This is a genomic window from Microbispora sp. H11081 (assembly GCF_012999535.1).
Classification (GTDB): domain Bacteria; phylum Actinomycetota; class Actinomycetes; order Streptosporangiales; family Streptosporangiaceae; genus Microbispora.
This window is the reverse complement of the sequence record NZ_JABBWV010000002.1, coordinates 294,867-308,823: the sequence shown is the minus strand read 5'-3', so window position 1 is coordinate 308,823 and position 13,957 is coordinate 294,867. Positions and strand designations below refer to the sequence as shown.

11 protein-coding genes are annotated in these 13,957 nt (G+C 72.8%); 6 read left to right on the top strand and 5 right to left on the bottom strand.

Going from position 1 to position 13,957, the window contains the following annotated elements; translation table 11 throughout:
• Position 1: 1 nt before the first annotated feature.
• Genes HHX31_RS06565 through HHX31_RS06555 form a run of 3 tightly spaced genes read left to right on the top strand, consistent with a single transcriptional unit; the run spans position 2 to position 4,261 of the window.
• A complete protein-coding gene (locus HHX31_RS06565; protein WP_169946092.1) occupies positions 2-1,159 on the top strand; it encodes a C39 family peptidase in 1,158 nt (385 codons plus the stop codon).
• A complete protein-coding gene (locus tag HHX31_RS06560; protein WP_311931625.1) occupies positions 1,156-2,997 on the top strand; it encodes a prolyl oligopeptidase family serine peptidase in 1,842 nt (613 codons plus the stop codon). The genes HHX31_RS06565 and HHX31_RS06560 overlap by 4 nt, the downstream gene beginning before the upstream one ends.
• Entirely contained in the window at positions 2,990-4,261 is a 1,272-nt protein-coding gene (locus HHX31_RS06555; protein ID WP_169946090.1) for a M20/M25/M40 family metallo-hydrolase, read from the top strand. Before HHX31_RS06560 ends, HHX31_RS06555 begins: the two co-directional genes overlap by 8 nt.
• 7 nt (positions 4,262-4,268) lie before the next feature.
• Here HHX31_RS06555 and HHX31_RS06550 read toward each other — a convergent pair whose 3' ends face one another.
• The 3 genes from HHX31_RS06550 to HHX31_RS06540 are packed head-to-tail and all read right to left on the bottom strand — an operon-like array spanning position 4,269 to position 7,627.
• Complete coding sequence (locus HHX31_RS06550) at positions 4,269-5,108, bottom strand: ABC transporter permease (protein ID WP_169946088.1); 840 nt, start codon at positions 5,106-5,108, stop codon at positions 4,269-4,271.
• Positions 5,095-6,024: an ABC transporter permease gene (locus tag HHX31_RS06545; protein WP_169946086.1), complete on the bottom strand. Its 930-nt coding sequence runs from the start codon at positions 6,022-6,024 to the stop codon at positions 5,095-5,097. The genes HHX31_RS06550 and HHX31_RS06545 overlap by 14 nt, the downstream gene beginning before the upstream one ends.
• Positions 6,025-6,031: 7 nt before the next feature.
• A complete protein-coding gene (locus HHX31_RS06540; RefSeq protein ID WP_169946084.1) occupies positions 6,032-7,627 on the bottom strand; it encodes an ABC transporter substrate-binding protein in 1,596 nt (531 codons plus the stop codon).
• Positions 7,628-7,747: 120 nt separating this feature from the next.
• Here HHX31_RS06540 and HHX31_RS06535 point away from each other — a divergent pair, with 120 nt between their 5' ends.
• The 3 genes from HHX31_RS06535 to HHX31_RS06525 are packed head-to-tail and all read left to right on the top strand — an operon-like array spanning position 7,748 to position 10,472.
• Positions 7,748-8,722 carry a LuxR C-terminal-related transcriptional regulator gene (locus HHX31_RS06535; protein WP_169946082.1) on the top strand — a complete coding sequence of 325 codons (975 nt, stop codon included), beginning with the start codon at positions 7,748-7,750 and terminating at the stop codon, positions 8,720-8,722.
• Between the two features lie 58 nt (positions 8,723-8,780).
• A complete protein-coding gene (locus tag HHX31_RS06530; RefSeq protein ID WP_169946080.1) occupies positions 8,781-9,596 on the top strand; it encodes a DUF4253 domain-containing protein in 816 nt (271 codons plus the stop codon).
• A 24-nt stretch (positions 9,597-9,620) separates the two neighbouring features.
• The gene (locus HHX31_RS06525; RefSeq protein ID WP_311931624.1) at positions 9,621-10,472 is read left to right on the top strand and encodes an SAM-dependent methyltransferase; all 852 of its coding nucleotides are present in this window, start codon (positions 9,621-9,623) and stop codon (positions 10,470-10,472) included.
• Here the strand turns inward: HHX31_RS06525 and HHX31_RS06520 are convergent.
• Both HHX31_RS06520 and HHX31_RS06515 read right to left on the bottom strand, forming a co-directional pair.
• Positions 10,462-11,460 carry a lactonase family protein gene (locus HHX31_RS06520; protein WP_169946078.1) on the bottom strand — a complete coding sequence of 333 codons (999 nt, stop codon included), beginning with the start codon at positions 11,458-11,460 and terminating at the stop codon, positions 10,462-10,464. The genes HHX31_RS06525 and HHX31_RS06520 overlap by 11 nt on opposite strands.
• Positions 11,461-11,497: 37 nt before the next feature.
• Positions 11,498-13,909 carry a cation-transporting P-type ATPase gene (locus HHX31_RS06515; protein ID WP_169946076.1) on the bottom strand — a complete coding sequence of 804 codons (2,412 nt, stop codon included), beginning with the start codon at positions 13,907-13,909 and terminating at the stop codon, positions 11,498-11,500.
• Positions 13,910-13,957: the final 48 nt, after the last annotated feature.

Sequence of the window (13,957 nt, the reverse complement as noted above, 5' to 3'; positions counted from 1 at the left end):
GATGCGCCAGGTGAGGGCGGTAACGACAATCGGCGAGGTGGTCACCCTGCTGCCGGCCGGACCGAGCCCCCAGGCGAGCCCCGTCGTCCTCCACCGGTGGTCCGTCGAGGCCGGGGAGACGGGGACCGCGAAATACCTCGACCCGTTCGCGCCCGGCGGTGAGCGGGAGTGGCCCTGCACGCGCTGGACGTCCCCCGAGCGGGAGATCGGCTTCCCGGCCACCGAGTTGGTGCCCTCGTGGACGGCCGCCGCGCCGCCCGGCGCCTGGCTGGAGATCGAGATCCAGGCGCGGACCGTCACCGGCGCCCTGACCAAGTGGTACGTCATGGGCCGGTGGGCCGAGACCGACGCCGACATCCACCGCACGTCGCTGCCCGGCCAGGGGGACGCCGACGGGGACGTCGCGGTGGACACCTTCGTCGCCGCCCGCCCCTTCACCTCCTACCGTGTGCGCGCCACCCTGTACGGGAGCGGCGGCGGCGTGCGTTCGCTGACGGTGATGGCCTCGGCGGTGGGGCAGGCGCGCAGGGGCGGCCCGCCCGGACTGCGGGCGGTCGAGCTGGACGTGCCGCGCCGCTCGCAGAAGGTCCACGCGGGGCACTACCCGCAGTGGGACGGCGGCGGGGACTCCTGGTGCAGCCCCGCGTCGTTCACGATGGTGCTGGACTACTGGGGGCGCGGGCCCTCCCCCGCCGACCTCGCCTGGGTCGGTCCCGGCGACCCGTGCCCGGCGGTCGACCACGCCGCGCGCGACATGTACGACCACAGCTACCAGGGGACGGGCAACTGGCCCTTCGGCGTCGCGTACGCCGGGCGGTACGGCCTTGACGGCTTCGTCACGCGGCTGCGCTCGCTGGCCGAGCTGGAGCGGTTCATCGCCGCCGGAATCCCGGTGATCACCTCCCAGGCGTTCCGTGACCACGAACTGCCGGGTGCCGGATACTCCACCGGCGGGCACATCATGGTCGTCACGGGCTTCACGGCCGACGGCGACGTGATCGCGAACGACCCGGCCGCGCCGGACGACGACGGGGTGCGGCGGGTCTACCCGCGAGCCGCGTTCGAGCACGTCTGGCTGCGCGCCACGAGCAGCGGGGGGATCGCGCACATCGTGCATCCCCCCGGCACTCCGCTTCCAGACTCCGGGGGGAACTGGTGACCATTCGGGCCGCCGACGTCGCGCGGGTGGACGACCGCCCGCTGTGGGTGGAGATCGCGGGAGACGAGGTCTGGTGGGACGAGCCGCGCCCGGGAGAGGGCGGCAGGCGCTGCGTGGTCCGGCGCAGGGCCGACGGCGTGATCGAGGACGTGCTTCCGCAGGGCTGGAACGCCAGAAACCGGGTCATGGAGTACGGCGGGCGGTCCTGGCGGGCGCACGAGGGCCGTCTGGTGTTCACCAACTGGGCGGACGGGCGGATCTACCTGTGCAGGCCCGGCGAGGAGCCGGTTCCGCTCACCCCTGAGGAGCCCGCCCGCTACGCCGACCTGGTCGTCCACGGCGGCGAGGTGTGGTGCGTGCGGGAGCGGGGCGACGCCCGCCGCGGCGAGCGCGACATCGTCGCGGTGCCGCTCGACGGCTCCCCCCTGCGCAGCGTGGTGCGGACCCACCACTTCCTGATGAACCCGCGCGTCTCCCCGGACGGGCGGACGCTCGCGTGGATCGGCTGGAACCACCCGGACATGCCCTGGGACGCCACCGAGCTCTGCGCAGGACCGGTGGACGGGGGCACCCACCGCGTCCTGCTGTCCGGCGCGTCCACCTGCCAGGCCGAGTGGCGCGACGACGACAGCCTGTACGCCGTCACCGACCCCACCGGCTGGTGGAACATCCACCTCGTCGGGCTGGACGGCACGGCGCGCGACCTGACCCCGCTGCCGCTGGAGTTCGGCGACGCCACCTGGAAGATCGGCGCGACGTTCTTCGCCGTCGCGGACGGGCAGATCGCCGCCGTGTACGGCACGGCCGACGAGCGGCGGCTCGGTATCCTCGACGACCCCGCCCAGACGAGCTCCATCAGGGACGTGGGCGGCGGCTACACCCACTGGGCGCCCGCCCTGTCGGCCCGCGGCTCCCACGTCGTGGGCGTGGCTGCCTCGCCCCACCGGCCGTACGAGGTGGTGCGGGTCGACCTGGACACCGGGCCGCGTGAGGTGCTGTCACCCGGCAAGCCGGTGCCCCCGGACGCCGAACTGCCCACACCCGAGGCCGTCACCGTCGGGGAGACCGCGGACGGAGTGCACGCCCACCTGTACGCGCCGTCCGACGGCGAGCCCGCGCCGTACGTCGTGTTCGTGCACGGCGGGCCGACGAGCTCGGCCGCGCCGGTGCTCGACCTGGAGATCGCGTACTTCACCAGCAGGGGCATCGGCGTCGCCGAGGTCAACTACGGCGGCTCGACCGGCTACGGCCGGGCCTACCGCGAGCGGCTGCGGCACAACTGGGGCGTGGTCGACGTCCGCGACTGCGCGACAGTGGCGCGGTGGCTGCTGGACACCGGACGGGCGGAGAAGGTGGCGATCAGGGGCGGCAGCGCGGGCGGCTGGACCTCGATGGCCGCGCTCGTCCACAGCGACGTCTTCTGCGGCGCGGTGTCCCACTACGGCATCTCCGACCCCGAGCGCTGGGCGGCCGAGACGCACGACTTCGAGTCGCGCTACCTCGACGGGCTGATCGGCCCGCTGCCCGAGACCAGGCAGCGCTATCTGGACAGATCACCCGAGCTGCACGCGGAACGGGCGTCCGGCCCGGCCCTGCTCCTGCACGGCCTGGAGGACAAGGTGGTCGATCCGGCGCAGTCGGAGCGCTTCGCCGCCGCGCTGGCCCGTCACGGGCACCGCTGGGCGTACCTAAGCTTCGAAGGGGAACAGCACGGGTGGCGGCGTGAGGAGACGATCGTCCGGGCTCTGGAGGCCGAGCTGGCGTTCTACGGGATCGTCTTCGGATTCCCCACCCCCGAGGTGCCACCGCTGAAACTGGAAGGGGGGGACTGTGACTGAGGTCGCGACGATCTGCTCGGAACTGCTGCGGATCGACACCACCAACGACGGGTCAGGCGACGGGCCGGGCGAGCGGCGGGCCGCGGAATACGTGGCGTCGCTGCTCGACGAGGCCGGGATCGAGCCGGTGGTGTTCGAGTCCGCGCCGCGCCGCACCAGCGTGGTGGCCCGCATCCCCGGCGACAGCCCCGACGCGCTGCTCCTGCACGGGCACCTCGACGTCGTGCCCGCCGACCCCGCCGAATGGCGTACGCACCCGTTCTCGGGTGAGATCGCCGACGGCTGCGTGCACGGCCGGGGCGCGGTCGACATGAAGGGCACGCTCGCCATGACCCTCGCCTGGGCCCGCGAGAACGCGCGCAGGGGCGTGCGCCCCCGGCGCGATCTCGTGCTGGCGTTCCTCGCCGACGAGGAGTCCACCGGCGAGTACGGCGCGGGCCACGCGGTCGAGCGGCACCGCGACCTGTTCGAGGGCTGCACGGAGGCGATCAGCGAGTCCGGCGGCTTCTCCTGGTACGAGGGCGACGTCCGCGTCTATCCGGTGGCCGTCGGGGAGCGCGGCACCGCCTGGATGCGCCTGACCGCCCGCGGCGTGCCCGGTCACGGGTCGAAACCCGCCGTGGACAACCCCGTGGCCGAACTCGCCCGTGCCCTCGCCCGCCTCGCCGACCACACCTGGCCGGTACGGCTGACGCCCGAGGTGGCCAGGCTGATCGAGGAGCTGTCGCGGGCGCTCGGCCGGCCGATCGACGCCGGCCGGCTGGACGAGGAGATCGAGCGGATCCCCCGCGCGGCCGCGCTGTTCAAAGGTGTGCTGCGCAACTCGGCGAACCCGACGATGCTCGACGCGGGATACAAGGTCAACGTCATCCCCGGCACGGCCCAGGCCCACGTGGACGGCCGGTTCCTGCCTGGGCAGCGCGAGGAGTTCCTGGAGACCGTCGACCGGCTGCTCGGCCCGAAGATCACCCGCGAGTTCGTCAACTTCGAGGGGGCCGTATCCTCCCCCGCGGAAGGGCTGTACGACGAGCTCACCGCCGCCCTGCTCGCCGAGGACCCCGCCGGCAGGCCCGTGCCGTACGTCATGACCGGCGGCACCGACGCCAAGTGGTTCGCCAGGATCGGCATCAGGGGGTACGGCTTCGCGCCGCTGCTCCTGCCGCCTGACCTCGACTACTTCGGCATGTTCCACGGCCTCGACGAGCGGGTGCCCGTCGAGGGCCTTGAGTTCGGCGTCCGCGTCCTCGACCGCCTCCTCACCTGAGACCCGCTCACCGCAGGCGGGGGTCGAGGGCGTCGCGGACGACGTCGCCGAGCATGAGGAAGCTCAGCACGGTGGCGGTGAGGAACAGCGCGGGGAAGACCAGCAGGTGCGGGTGCTCGGCGAAGAACGTCTGGGCGATGTTCAGCTGCAGGCCCCACGACACGTCGGGGTACTGCAGGCCGACGCCGAGGTAGTCGAGGGTGGCCTCGCCCGCGATGACGTTGCCGACGTTCAGCATGGCCACCACGATGACCGGGGCGATCGCGTTGGGCAGGATGTGGCGGAACATCAGCCTGCGGTCGCTCGCGCCCAGCATGCGGGCGGCGGCGACGAAGTCCATGTCCTTGACGGCGATGACCTGGCCGCGCATCAGCCGGGTCATGGTCGTCCAGCCGAGCAGCACGAGGACCAGCGTCATCGCCCAGATGCCGTGGTCGGGGAAGGCGACCAGCACGACGGTCGCGCCCAGCACGAACGGGATGCCGAAGAACACGTCGGTGGTCCGGGAGATGAGCGCGTCGGCGACGCCGCCGTAGTAGCCGCCGACCAGCCCGAGCACGACGGAGATCAGCAGGGCGAAGACGGTGACGGCGACGCCGACCACGATGGACGCCCGTGTGCCGTGCACGACCTGAGACCAGTAGTCGCAGCCCTGCAGGTCGTACCCGAACAGCGCGCCGCTCGCCGGGCCGCGCTTGGACATGCGCAGGTCGCACTGCTCGTTGGGGCCGAGACGGGCGAACAGCCCGGGGAAGGCCGCCATCGCGAGGGCCACGACCAGGACAGCGGCGGAGAACCAGAAGACCGCCCGGCCGCGCAACTCCGCCCACGCGTCACGCGCGAGCACGGCGGATCCTCGGGTCGAGCACGCCGTACAGCAGGTCGACGGCCAGGTTGGCGAGGATGAAGATCATGACGAGCAGGGTGACGACGCCGACGACGACCGGGCCCTCCTGGAGCTGGATGGACTGGAACACCTGCTGGCCGATGCCGGGCAGGTTGAAGATGCCCTCGGTGACGACCGCCCCCGCCATGAGGTTGCCGAAGTCGACGCCGAGGTAGGTCACGACCGGGATGAGCGAGTTGCGCAGCGCGTGCAGGCCCACCACCCGCCGCCGGGCGAGGCCCTTGGCGGTGGCCGTGCGCACGTAGTCGGCGCGCAGGTTCTCCACGAGGGAGGTGCGGGTGAGCCGGGCCACGTACGCCAGCCCGAACGAGCCCAGGACCATGCCGGGCAGCAGGTAGCTGCCCGGCCAGCCCTCGTCGGTCCCCGCGGTCGGGAACAGCCCCAGATTGAGGCCCAGCACGATCTGGGCCGTGTACCCGACCACGAACACCGGGACCGCGATGACGAACGTCGTGCCGGCGAGGACCGCCGTGTCGGCGGCCCCGCCCCTGCGCAGCCCGGCCAGGACGCCGAGCCCCACCCCGACGGCGAGCTCGAACACCCAGGCGGTGAGCGCGAGCCGCGCGGTGACCCCCCACCGGTCCTGGAGGAGCTCGCTCACCGGCTGGCCGGTGAAGGTCTCCCCCAGGTCGCCCCGGAACACCCCGAGCATGTAGTGGCCGTACTGCACGAGCAGCGGCTCGTCGAGGTGGTAGCGCGCCCGCATCACGGCGAGCACCTGCTCGGGCACCGGCTTGTCGCCCGCGAGCGCCAGGATCGGGTCGCCCGGCAGCGCGAACACCATCGCGTAGATCAGGAAGGTGGTCGCGAAGAAGACCGGGACCGCCTGGACCAGGCGCTGCGCGGCGTACCTCACCCTCCGGTCACCCCTGTGTGACGCTGACCGCGTCCAGGTTGGCGCTGTACGGCGTGACGTTCACTCCGCTGAGCCTGGTGGAGTAGCCGATCTGGTCCTGCCAGTTCCACAGCGGGATCATCGGCATCTCGGCGAGCGCGATGTCCTCGGCCTTCTGGTAGAGCGGGATGCTGTCGTCGAAGGTGGGGGCCGAGTTGGCCTGGCCGATCAGGTCGAGGAACTCCTTGTTCTCCCAGCCCATCCGGTTGCCCTCGCCCCACATGGACTCCAGGTAGTTCTGCGGGCTCGGGTAGTCCATGACCCAGTTGTTGCGGTACGGCCCGTCCTGCTTGTGCGCGCGGAGCGTCGAGAGGTAGTCGGACGCCGGGACCTTGCGGAACTTGACGTCGGCGACGCCGAGGTTCTGCTTGAGCTGGTTGGCGACCGCCGTCATCCACTGCTCGTAGCTGGGGTCGGCGTTGGAGAACCACAGGTTCAGCGTGCCGGTGAAGCCTCCCGCCCGGTCGTACAGCGCCTTGGCCTTGGCCGGGTCGTACGCGCACGCCTCGCCGCAGGCGTTCTCGCGGTAGCCGGGCACCAGCGGCGCCAGCAGCGACGCCATCGGCTTGAACGTGCCGTTGTAGACCGCGTCCACGATGGCCTGCCTGTCGATCGCCATGGAGATGGCCTTGCGCAGGTCGGCGCTGGCGAACCGCTTGTCGAAGACCGGGAGGCCGAGGTAGTCCATCGTGCCGCCGGCCGTCGCGACGTACCGGTCGCCGAGCAGCTTCTTCGCCTCCGGCGCGCTCGCCGGGGGGATCGTGAGCTGCAGGTCGACCCGGCCGGCCCGCAGGTCGGTGTACGCGGTGTCGCGGCTTGCGTAGATCTTGAAGGTCACCGCGTCGGCCTTGGCCGGGCGGTCGCCGGTGTAGGACGGCGACCGCTTCACCTTGATCTGCTTGTCGTGCTCCCAGGCGCCGTCGAGCACGAACGGCCCGTTGCCGATCGGCGCCTGGTCGTACGCCTTGAGGTCGGCGAAGGCGGCCTTCGGCATCGGCGCGAACGCGATCCACGCCAGGGTGATCGGGAACTGGCTGAACGGCGCGGTGAGCGTCACCTTGAGAGTGGTGTCGTCGACGACTTCGAGACCGCTCAGCTTGTCGGTGGTGGGCTCCCCGCTCTCGGGGTTGAGCTCGTCGTAGCCCTCGATCTTGTCGAAGTAGTAGTTGTTGGTCCACGCGTTCGGCCCGTACGCGGTCGCGTTCCAGGCGTCGGCGAAGCTCTGCGCGGTCACCGGCTCGCCGTTGCCGAACGTCCGTCCCGGCTTGAACTTGATCGTCCAGACCTTCTGGTCGGTGCTGGTGACCGACTCGGCCGCCCGCATCAGCGGCGTGCCCGACGCCGGGTCGATGGCGACCGGGGTGTCGAACAACGCGTCGAGCACGGTGAGCGAGTAGCTGCTCGATGTGTTGCCCGGGGTGAGATGGTCGGGTTCCGTCAGCGCGACGGAGAACTCGTTCGCCGCCTTGCCGCCGCCCGCCGGCGATGACCCTCCCCCGCACCCGCCGCTCAGCATGATGGCCGCCACAGCGAGGGCGGCCGCCCGGCTTCTCGTGACCCGCACTGGTCCTCCGCCTCTTCGTCGTGTTGCGGGTGAGGGTAGGTAACCGAGCCCCCGTCTGCATCGGAGACTTTACGTATTCCTTACGGCGGCTTGACCGGGCAGGCTGAGCATGGAGGATCCATGGACGCAATCAGCCTCAGCGCGCGGAGCCTGCACGCCGTCGCGGAACTCGGCTTCCAGGTGGCCCGGCAGGGGGCGCACGGGGCGATGACCGCGCTGGGCGAGGTCATCCCCCTGGAGGCCTACGAGTTCGTCGCGTTCGACCCGGCGACCGGCCGCCACCGCTCGCTGGTCTCCGCGGGCTACACCCGCGTGGACGACGACGCCGCGGAGGAGTACGCCAGGCTCGACGCCTACCGCCGGGCCATGTCGCGGCGCACGCCCGTCGTCATGGGCTCCCCCGGCACCGAGCGCTACTTCCGCCGCCACCTGGAGCCGTACGGCTGGCGCGCCGGGATCAGCACGCCGCTGTTCCTGACCGGCGGGCGCTACACCGGGCTGCTGCACGTCGGCGCCCGCGCGGAGCTGCCGCCGGAGGCGCCCGCGGTGATCAGCGCGGTCTCCCCCGCCCTGGCCCACCTCACCGACGTGACCCACTGCGTCGTCGACCCGCTCGGCCTGCCGCCCGGCTTCCACGCCGTCGCCTACGAGAGGGGCGGGCGGCGCAGGGACGTGGCCGGGTGGCCCCCGTCGGAGGCGCTCGCCGCGGAACCGGCGATGGCCGAGCTGGCCAGGGCGTTCATCGACTCCCGCGACCTGTCGCGGCGGGGTCTGTGGCTGGACGGCGCCGGTCAGTGGCGCGAGCTGCGCCTGCACCGGGCCGGCGTTGGCTTCCACGGCTCCATCCAGGGCGCGGTCATCGCCGAGCGGCCGTGCGCGGCCCCGCCGTACGACCTGACCGCGCGGGAGATCGAGGTGCTCACCCGGGTCGCGCAGGGCGACTCCAACCCGCAGATCGCCGCCGCGCTCGTCCTGAGCGTGCGGACCGTGACCACCCATCTGGAGCACATCTTCGCCAAGCTGGGCTGCGACAGCCGTACGCGCCTGACCACGAAGGTTCTGGCCGAGGGATTGTGCCGGGTCGACATCCCGTAAGCCCCGTAATGATCGCCCTCGCGGGACGCGCCTGGGCCGGGTCCGACATTATTGGCGCATGTCGGTTCACGAGCGTCGGCGGCTCCCCCCGGGTCTGGAGCTGCTGTTCGGTGACGGCGGCGACGGGCGGGTGCTGTCCGTCGGCCTGCCGTCCGGGTCACTCGTGTGGCCGGACCCCGACTACGACAGGCTGCGCACCCATCACCGTCCCTCGTTCTGGCTGAGCGACGAGCCGGTGCCCGCCGGCCTGTGGGCCCGGCTGCGCGCCGAGCATCCCCGGTCGGGCCTGTGGCCGGTGCTGCTGGAGGACGGCGTGCAGCCCTGGTCTGCCGGGCAGATCGCGCCGGACTCGACCCACCACATCGACCACTACACCGCCGCCGGGTTCATGGCCGAGGCGTGGCAGGACCTGCTGCTGGGCCACGAGGCGTACCTCGCGCCTTTCGGGGCCGAATGCCCGGGGGTCGCGCCCGCCGCCGCGCTCGTTGCCGACCCCGACGTCGTCGCCGACTGGTACGCCGACGTGGTGGCCGAGCGGAGAACGCCGCTCGGGCTCGCGGCGGTGGACCGCGGCGCCGACGCGATGGTCGCCATGGGCTGGCAGGGGGCGCTGCACCACAACGAGTGGACCGTGCCGCTGGCGGCCGTCGTGCGCAGCTGGGAGGAGCGGTTCGGGGCGCGGGTGGTCGGCATGGGGTTCAACACGCTCGACCTCAGCGTCGCCGCACCGCCCGCCACACCCGCGCACGCGCTGCACGTGGCGGCCGAGCACTGGACGTTCTGCCCCGACAGCGTCCTCCAAGGCCCCGGCACCCTGGCCGACTACGCGGAACAGATCGTCGGTCAGAATGCCTGGTCGTTCTGGTGGGATTAAGACGATAATTACCCCCGGACGATCGTGAGCGAGGGAGACGATTTGGGCGGCACGGAGCCAAGCGGGGGCGCGCGGCCCGTCAAGGTGGCGGGCCTCAGCACGGGCACCGCCAACATCGCCAGGATGAGCGACTACCTCCTCGGCGGGAAGGACAACTTCGCCGCCGACCGGGAGTTCGCCGAACGGCTGATGACCATAGCGCCCGAGGTCAAGACGATGGCCGTGGACACCCGCGCGTTCCTCGAGCGGGCCGTGCGCTTCCTCGTCGGGCAGGGCGTGCGCCAGTTCCTCAACGTGGCCTCGGGGCTGCCGACCCGGCGCAACACGCACGAGGTCGTGCAGGAGCTCGCGCCCGACGCCCGGGTGGTGTACGTCGACGACGACCCGGTGGTCCTCACGCACGCGCGGGCCATGCTCGCCTGCGACCAGAACACCGGAGTGGTGGACGGCTCCATCCTGCGCCCGGCGGAGATGCTCGCCCACCCCGAGATGCTGCGGCTCATCGACTTCGAGCAGCCGGTGGCGGTGCTGATCCCCGCCCGGCTGCAGTACCTCCCGGACGGCGCCGAGCCGTACAAGTGCGTCGCCCAGGTGCGCGACCACCTCGCTCCGGGCAGTTACCTGGCCATCGGCCACGCCGTCTTCGACAGCCGCCCCGAGCTGACCGCGCCGATCGTCGAGCTGTTCCGGCAGATCATGCCGGAGGCCGACGACGTGCCCCGGGACCGCGAGAAGGTGCTGCGCTTCTTCGACGGCACCGAACTCGTCGACCCGGGCCTCGTCTACATCCGCCAGTGGCGCCCGGACATCCAGCGGAGCGAGAACCAGGCGCAGCGGGTGTGGATCGTCGGCGGCGTGGGCCTGATCACCGGATGAGCACGCAGGAAGGGCTGCCGACCGCCAGCGCCTGCTCGGCGGGCTCGGGCAGGCCGTCCTTCAGCGCCAGCATCGCGACCGCGTCCGAGCGCTGGTTGGCGACGTAGAGGCGGTCTCCGTCGACGGCGAAGTGGCGCGGCCAGCTTCCGCCCGCCGGCGTCTCGGCCACCATCGTGAGCCGGGGCCCGTCGACCTCGAACACGCTGATGGTGTCCGGCCCGCGGTTGGCGACGTACAGGTGCCGGCCGTCGCCGGACAGCGCGATGTGCGAGGGCAGGTTCTCGCCGCCGCTCTCCCCTGTGTCACCGCTCGCCCGTACGACGCCCGCCTCCCGCCATTCGCCGTCGTAGACGCGCACGGTCCCGTCGAGCTCGCCGGTGACGTACCAGTGCCCCTCGTGGTGCAGGAAGTGCCTGGGCCCGCTGCCGGGGGCCAGCCGTACGGGACCGCCGGGGTGCGGGCGCATGCCGGGCAGGAAGCGGCGCACCTCGTCGGTGCCGAGGTCGGTCACGTACAGCGCGCCGTCGGGCCCGAAGACCGCCTGGTGCGCGTGCGGGCCCTCCTGCCGGTCCTCGCGGGGGCCGCGACCCTCGTGGGGGAACGTCAGCGGACCGGGCTCGGGCAGCCCGTCCTCACCCAGCCGGTAGGCCGTGACGGTCCCGTCGCCGTAGTTGGCGATGGCGAGCCACCGCCCCTCCGGGTCGATCGCCAGGTGGCACGGCAGCGAACCGCCGCTGGAGTGCTCGGCCAGCGGCCGGGGAACCGCCTCGTCGGCGAAGACCGCGAGCCCGCCGTTCCCCTCGCGTTCGAGCACGGCGTACAGCAGCGGCAGCCGCGGGTGGGCGGCGACGAACGACGGCCCCGACACGCTCGTCTCGGCCACCGCCTCCAGCCGCCCGTCCGCCTGCGCCCTGGCCACCGTCAGGCCGGGGCCCGATCCTGCCGTGTCCGGGGTGTATCCACCGATCACGAGACCGGGACGGGGCATTGTCACTCCAAAGGGTCGGATCATCGGATACCGAATGCTATCGGCCTGACCACGGGCGCCGCAGCGCGTCGCACAGCACCACGGTGAGCACGGCCGCTCCGACGGCCATCGCCCAGCCGAGCGGCGGCAGCGGCACGAGGGCCAGCGGCGCGCCGAGGACGGGCACCGCCGTGACGAGGGTCTGCAGGACCAGGGTGACCGCCACCGCCACCAGCACCGACCGGCCGCGCCACCAGCCGCGCTCGAAGGTCATGCGGCGCGCCCGGGTCACGTACGCCAGGGTCAGCCGGGCGAAGACCAGGGCGAGCACGGCCTGGGTCCTGACCTGCTCGTCGCTCCAGCCGAGCCGCCGCGCCGTCTCCACGGCGGCGAAGGCGAGCACCGCGACGACCAGCGCGCGCAGCCCGATGCGGCTCAGCGCCGTCCACGCCATCAGCCTCTCGCGCCGCCGCAGCGTGAGGGGGTCGCCCGCGGGGCGGTCGACGCCGAGCGCGATCGCCGGGATCCCGTCCAGGGCCAGGTTGATCCAGAGCAGGTGCACCGGCAGCAGCGGCACGACGAGGTCCGGCCAGAGGATCAGCCCGGCCAGGACGATGAAGATCTCCGCGAGGTTGCCCGCGAGCAGGTAGCCGACCATGGAGGCCACGTTGTGGCGCAGCCGGCGGCCCTCCCGCACGCCGGTCACGATCGTGCCGAGCTCGCCGTTCGTCACGACGACGGCGGCGGCCTCGCGGGCCACGTCGGTGCCCTCGTCGCCGGCCATGGCGACGCCCACGTCCGCGTGCCGCAGGGCCGGGGCGTCGTTCACGCCGTCGCCGGTCATCGCGACCACCTCGCCGCGCTCCTTCAGGTCGCGTACGAGGGCGAGCTTGGTCTCGGGGTCCACCCGGGCCACCACGGCGTCGGCGTCGATGCCGACCTCCCTGGCGACCGAGCGCGCGGTCTCCGCGTGGTCGCCCGTCACCATCATCACGCGGATGCCCGCGGCCCGGCAGTCGGCCACGGCCTGGGGCGCGGAGGGCCTGATCTCGTCCAGCAGCGCCACCAGGCCGAGCGGACGCAGCCCGGTGGCGTCCAGGTCGTCGGTGTCCCCCTCGGCGAGCGCGAGCACCCGCAGCCCTCGCTGGGCCAGCCCGGACACGGCCTCCGTGAGCCGCTCGGTCTGCTCACCCGGGACGCAGCGGGCCAGCACCACCTCGGGGGCGCCCTTGACCGTCAGCAGCGGGCTCGCCCCGTCTACGGCCGTCACCACCGCCATCGAGCGGGTCTCGGCGTCGAAGGGACGGGCGCCGGTCCGCTTCTCCCCGGCCGGCAGCCGGACGTCCGCACGGGCGGCCGCGGCGGCCAGCGCGACGTCCACCGCGTCGCCCAGCCCGTCCTTGGCGTCGTTGCAGCGCAGCGCGGCCCGCCACAGGTCCGTCCCGGAGACGGCGATGTGGTCGACCACGGCGAGGTGGCCGGTGGTCAGCGTGCCGGTCTTGTCGGCGGCGATCACGGTGGTGGCGCCGAGCGCCTCGATGGCGGTCAGCCTGCGCACGATCACCCCGAGCTTGGCCATCCGCTGGGCGCACAGCGCCAGCGCCGTGGTGACGGCCGCGGCCATGCTCTCGGGCACGGCGGCGATGGCCAGCGCCACCCCCGCGAGGATGATGTCGACCAGCGACGCCTCTCCCCGGCTGACCCGGGTGAGGCCGATGAGGATCATCAGGGCGCCCGCGACGACCGCGAGCAGGCCGATGCGCCGCGACACCTGGGCGAGCTCGACCTCCAGCGGTCCCTTGCCGCCGCCGCGCAGGGCCGACGCGATCCGGCCGACCTCGGTCGCGGCGCCGGTCCGCAGCACCTCGGCCGTGCCACGCCCGCGCACGACGAGCGTGCCGGAGAAGATCTCTCCCGTGCGGTCGCCCAGCGGCACATCGGGGCCGCCGGGGCCGCCAGGGCCGCCGGGGCCGCCCACCTGTTTGGCCGCCGACAGCGACTCCCCCGTCAGTAGCGCCTCGTCCACCGCCAGCGCCTCGGCCTCGACCAGCCGGGCGTCCGCGGGCACCCGGTCTCCCGCCGCGACGACGACGAGGTCTCCGGGGACGACCTCGGCCGCGGGCACCCGCCGTACGGCGTCGCCCCGCACGACCGTGGCCATCGGCGCGGTGAGCGCGCGCAGCGCCCGCACGGCCTTGTCGGCCCTGATCTCCTGGCCGGTTCCGATCAGCACGTTCACCAGCAGGATGGCCAGGATCGCGATGCCCTCGGGCACCTCGGCGAGGACGAGGAGCGTGACCAGACCGGCCACCAGCAGCAGGAGCGACAGCGGATCCGCCAGCTGACGCGCGGCCCGCACCGGCAGGGACGGCGGCCGGGGTTGAGGGATCTCGTTGGGCCCGTGCTCGGCGAGCAGGCGCGCGGCCTCCTCCTCGGACAGACCGCGCGACGTGCGCACAGCGGGTGTCATGTCACCAGTAGATCATCGAGCCTCGGGCCGCGACGGCGGGCGAAAGCC

What these genes read in the sequence shown, in the direction of transcription:
- HHX31_RS06565 (WP_169946092.1), top strand. Translation starts at nt 2, where the DNA reads ATGCGCCAGGTGAGGGCGGTAACGACAATCGGCGAGGTGGTCACCCTG.
- HHX31_RS06535 (WP_169946082.1), top strand. Translation starts at nt 7,748, where the DNA reads ATGGACGCAATCAGCCTCAGCGCGCGGAGCCTGCACGCCGTCGCGGAA.
- HHX31_RS06530 (WP_169946080.1), top strand. Translation starts at nt 8,781, where the DNA reads ATGTCGGTTCACGAGCGTCGGCGGCTCCCCCCGGGTCTGGAGCTGCTG.
- HHX31_RS06520 (WP_169946078.1), bottom strand. Translation starts at nt 11,460, where the DNA reads ATGCCCCGTCCCGGTCTCGTGATCGGTGGATACACCCCGGACACGGCA.
- HHX31_RS06515 (WP_169946076.1), bottom strand. Translation starts at nt 13,909, where the DNA reads ATGACACCCGCTGTGCGCACGTCGCGCGGTCTGTCCGAGGAGGAGGCC.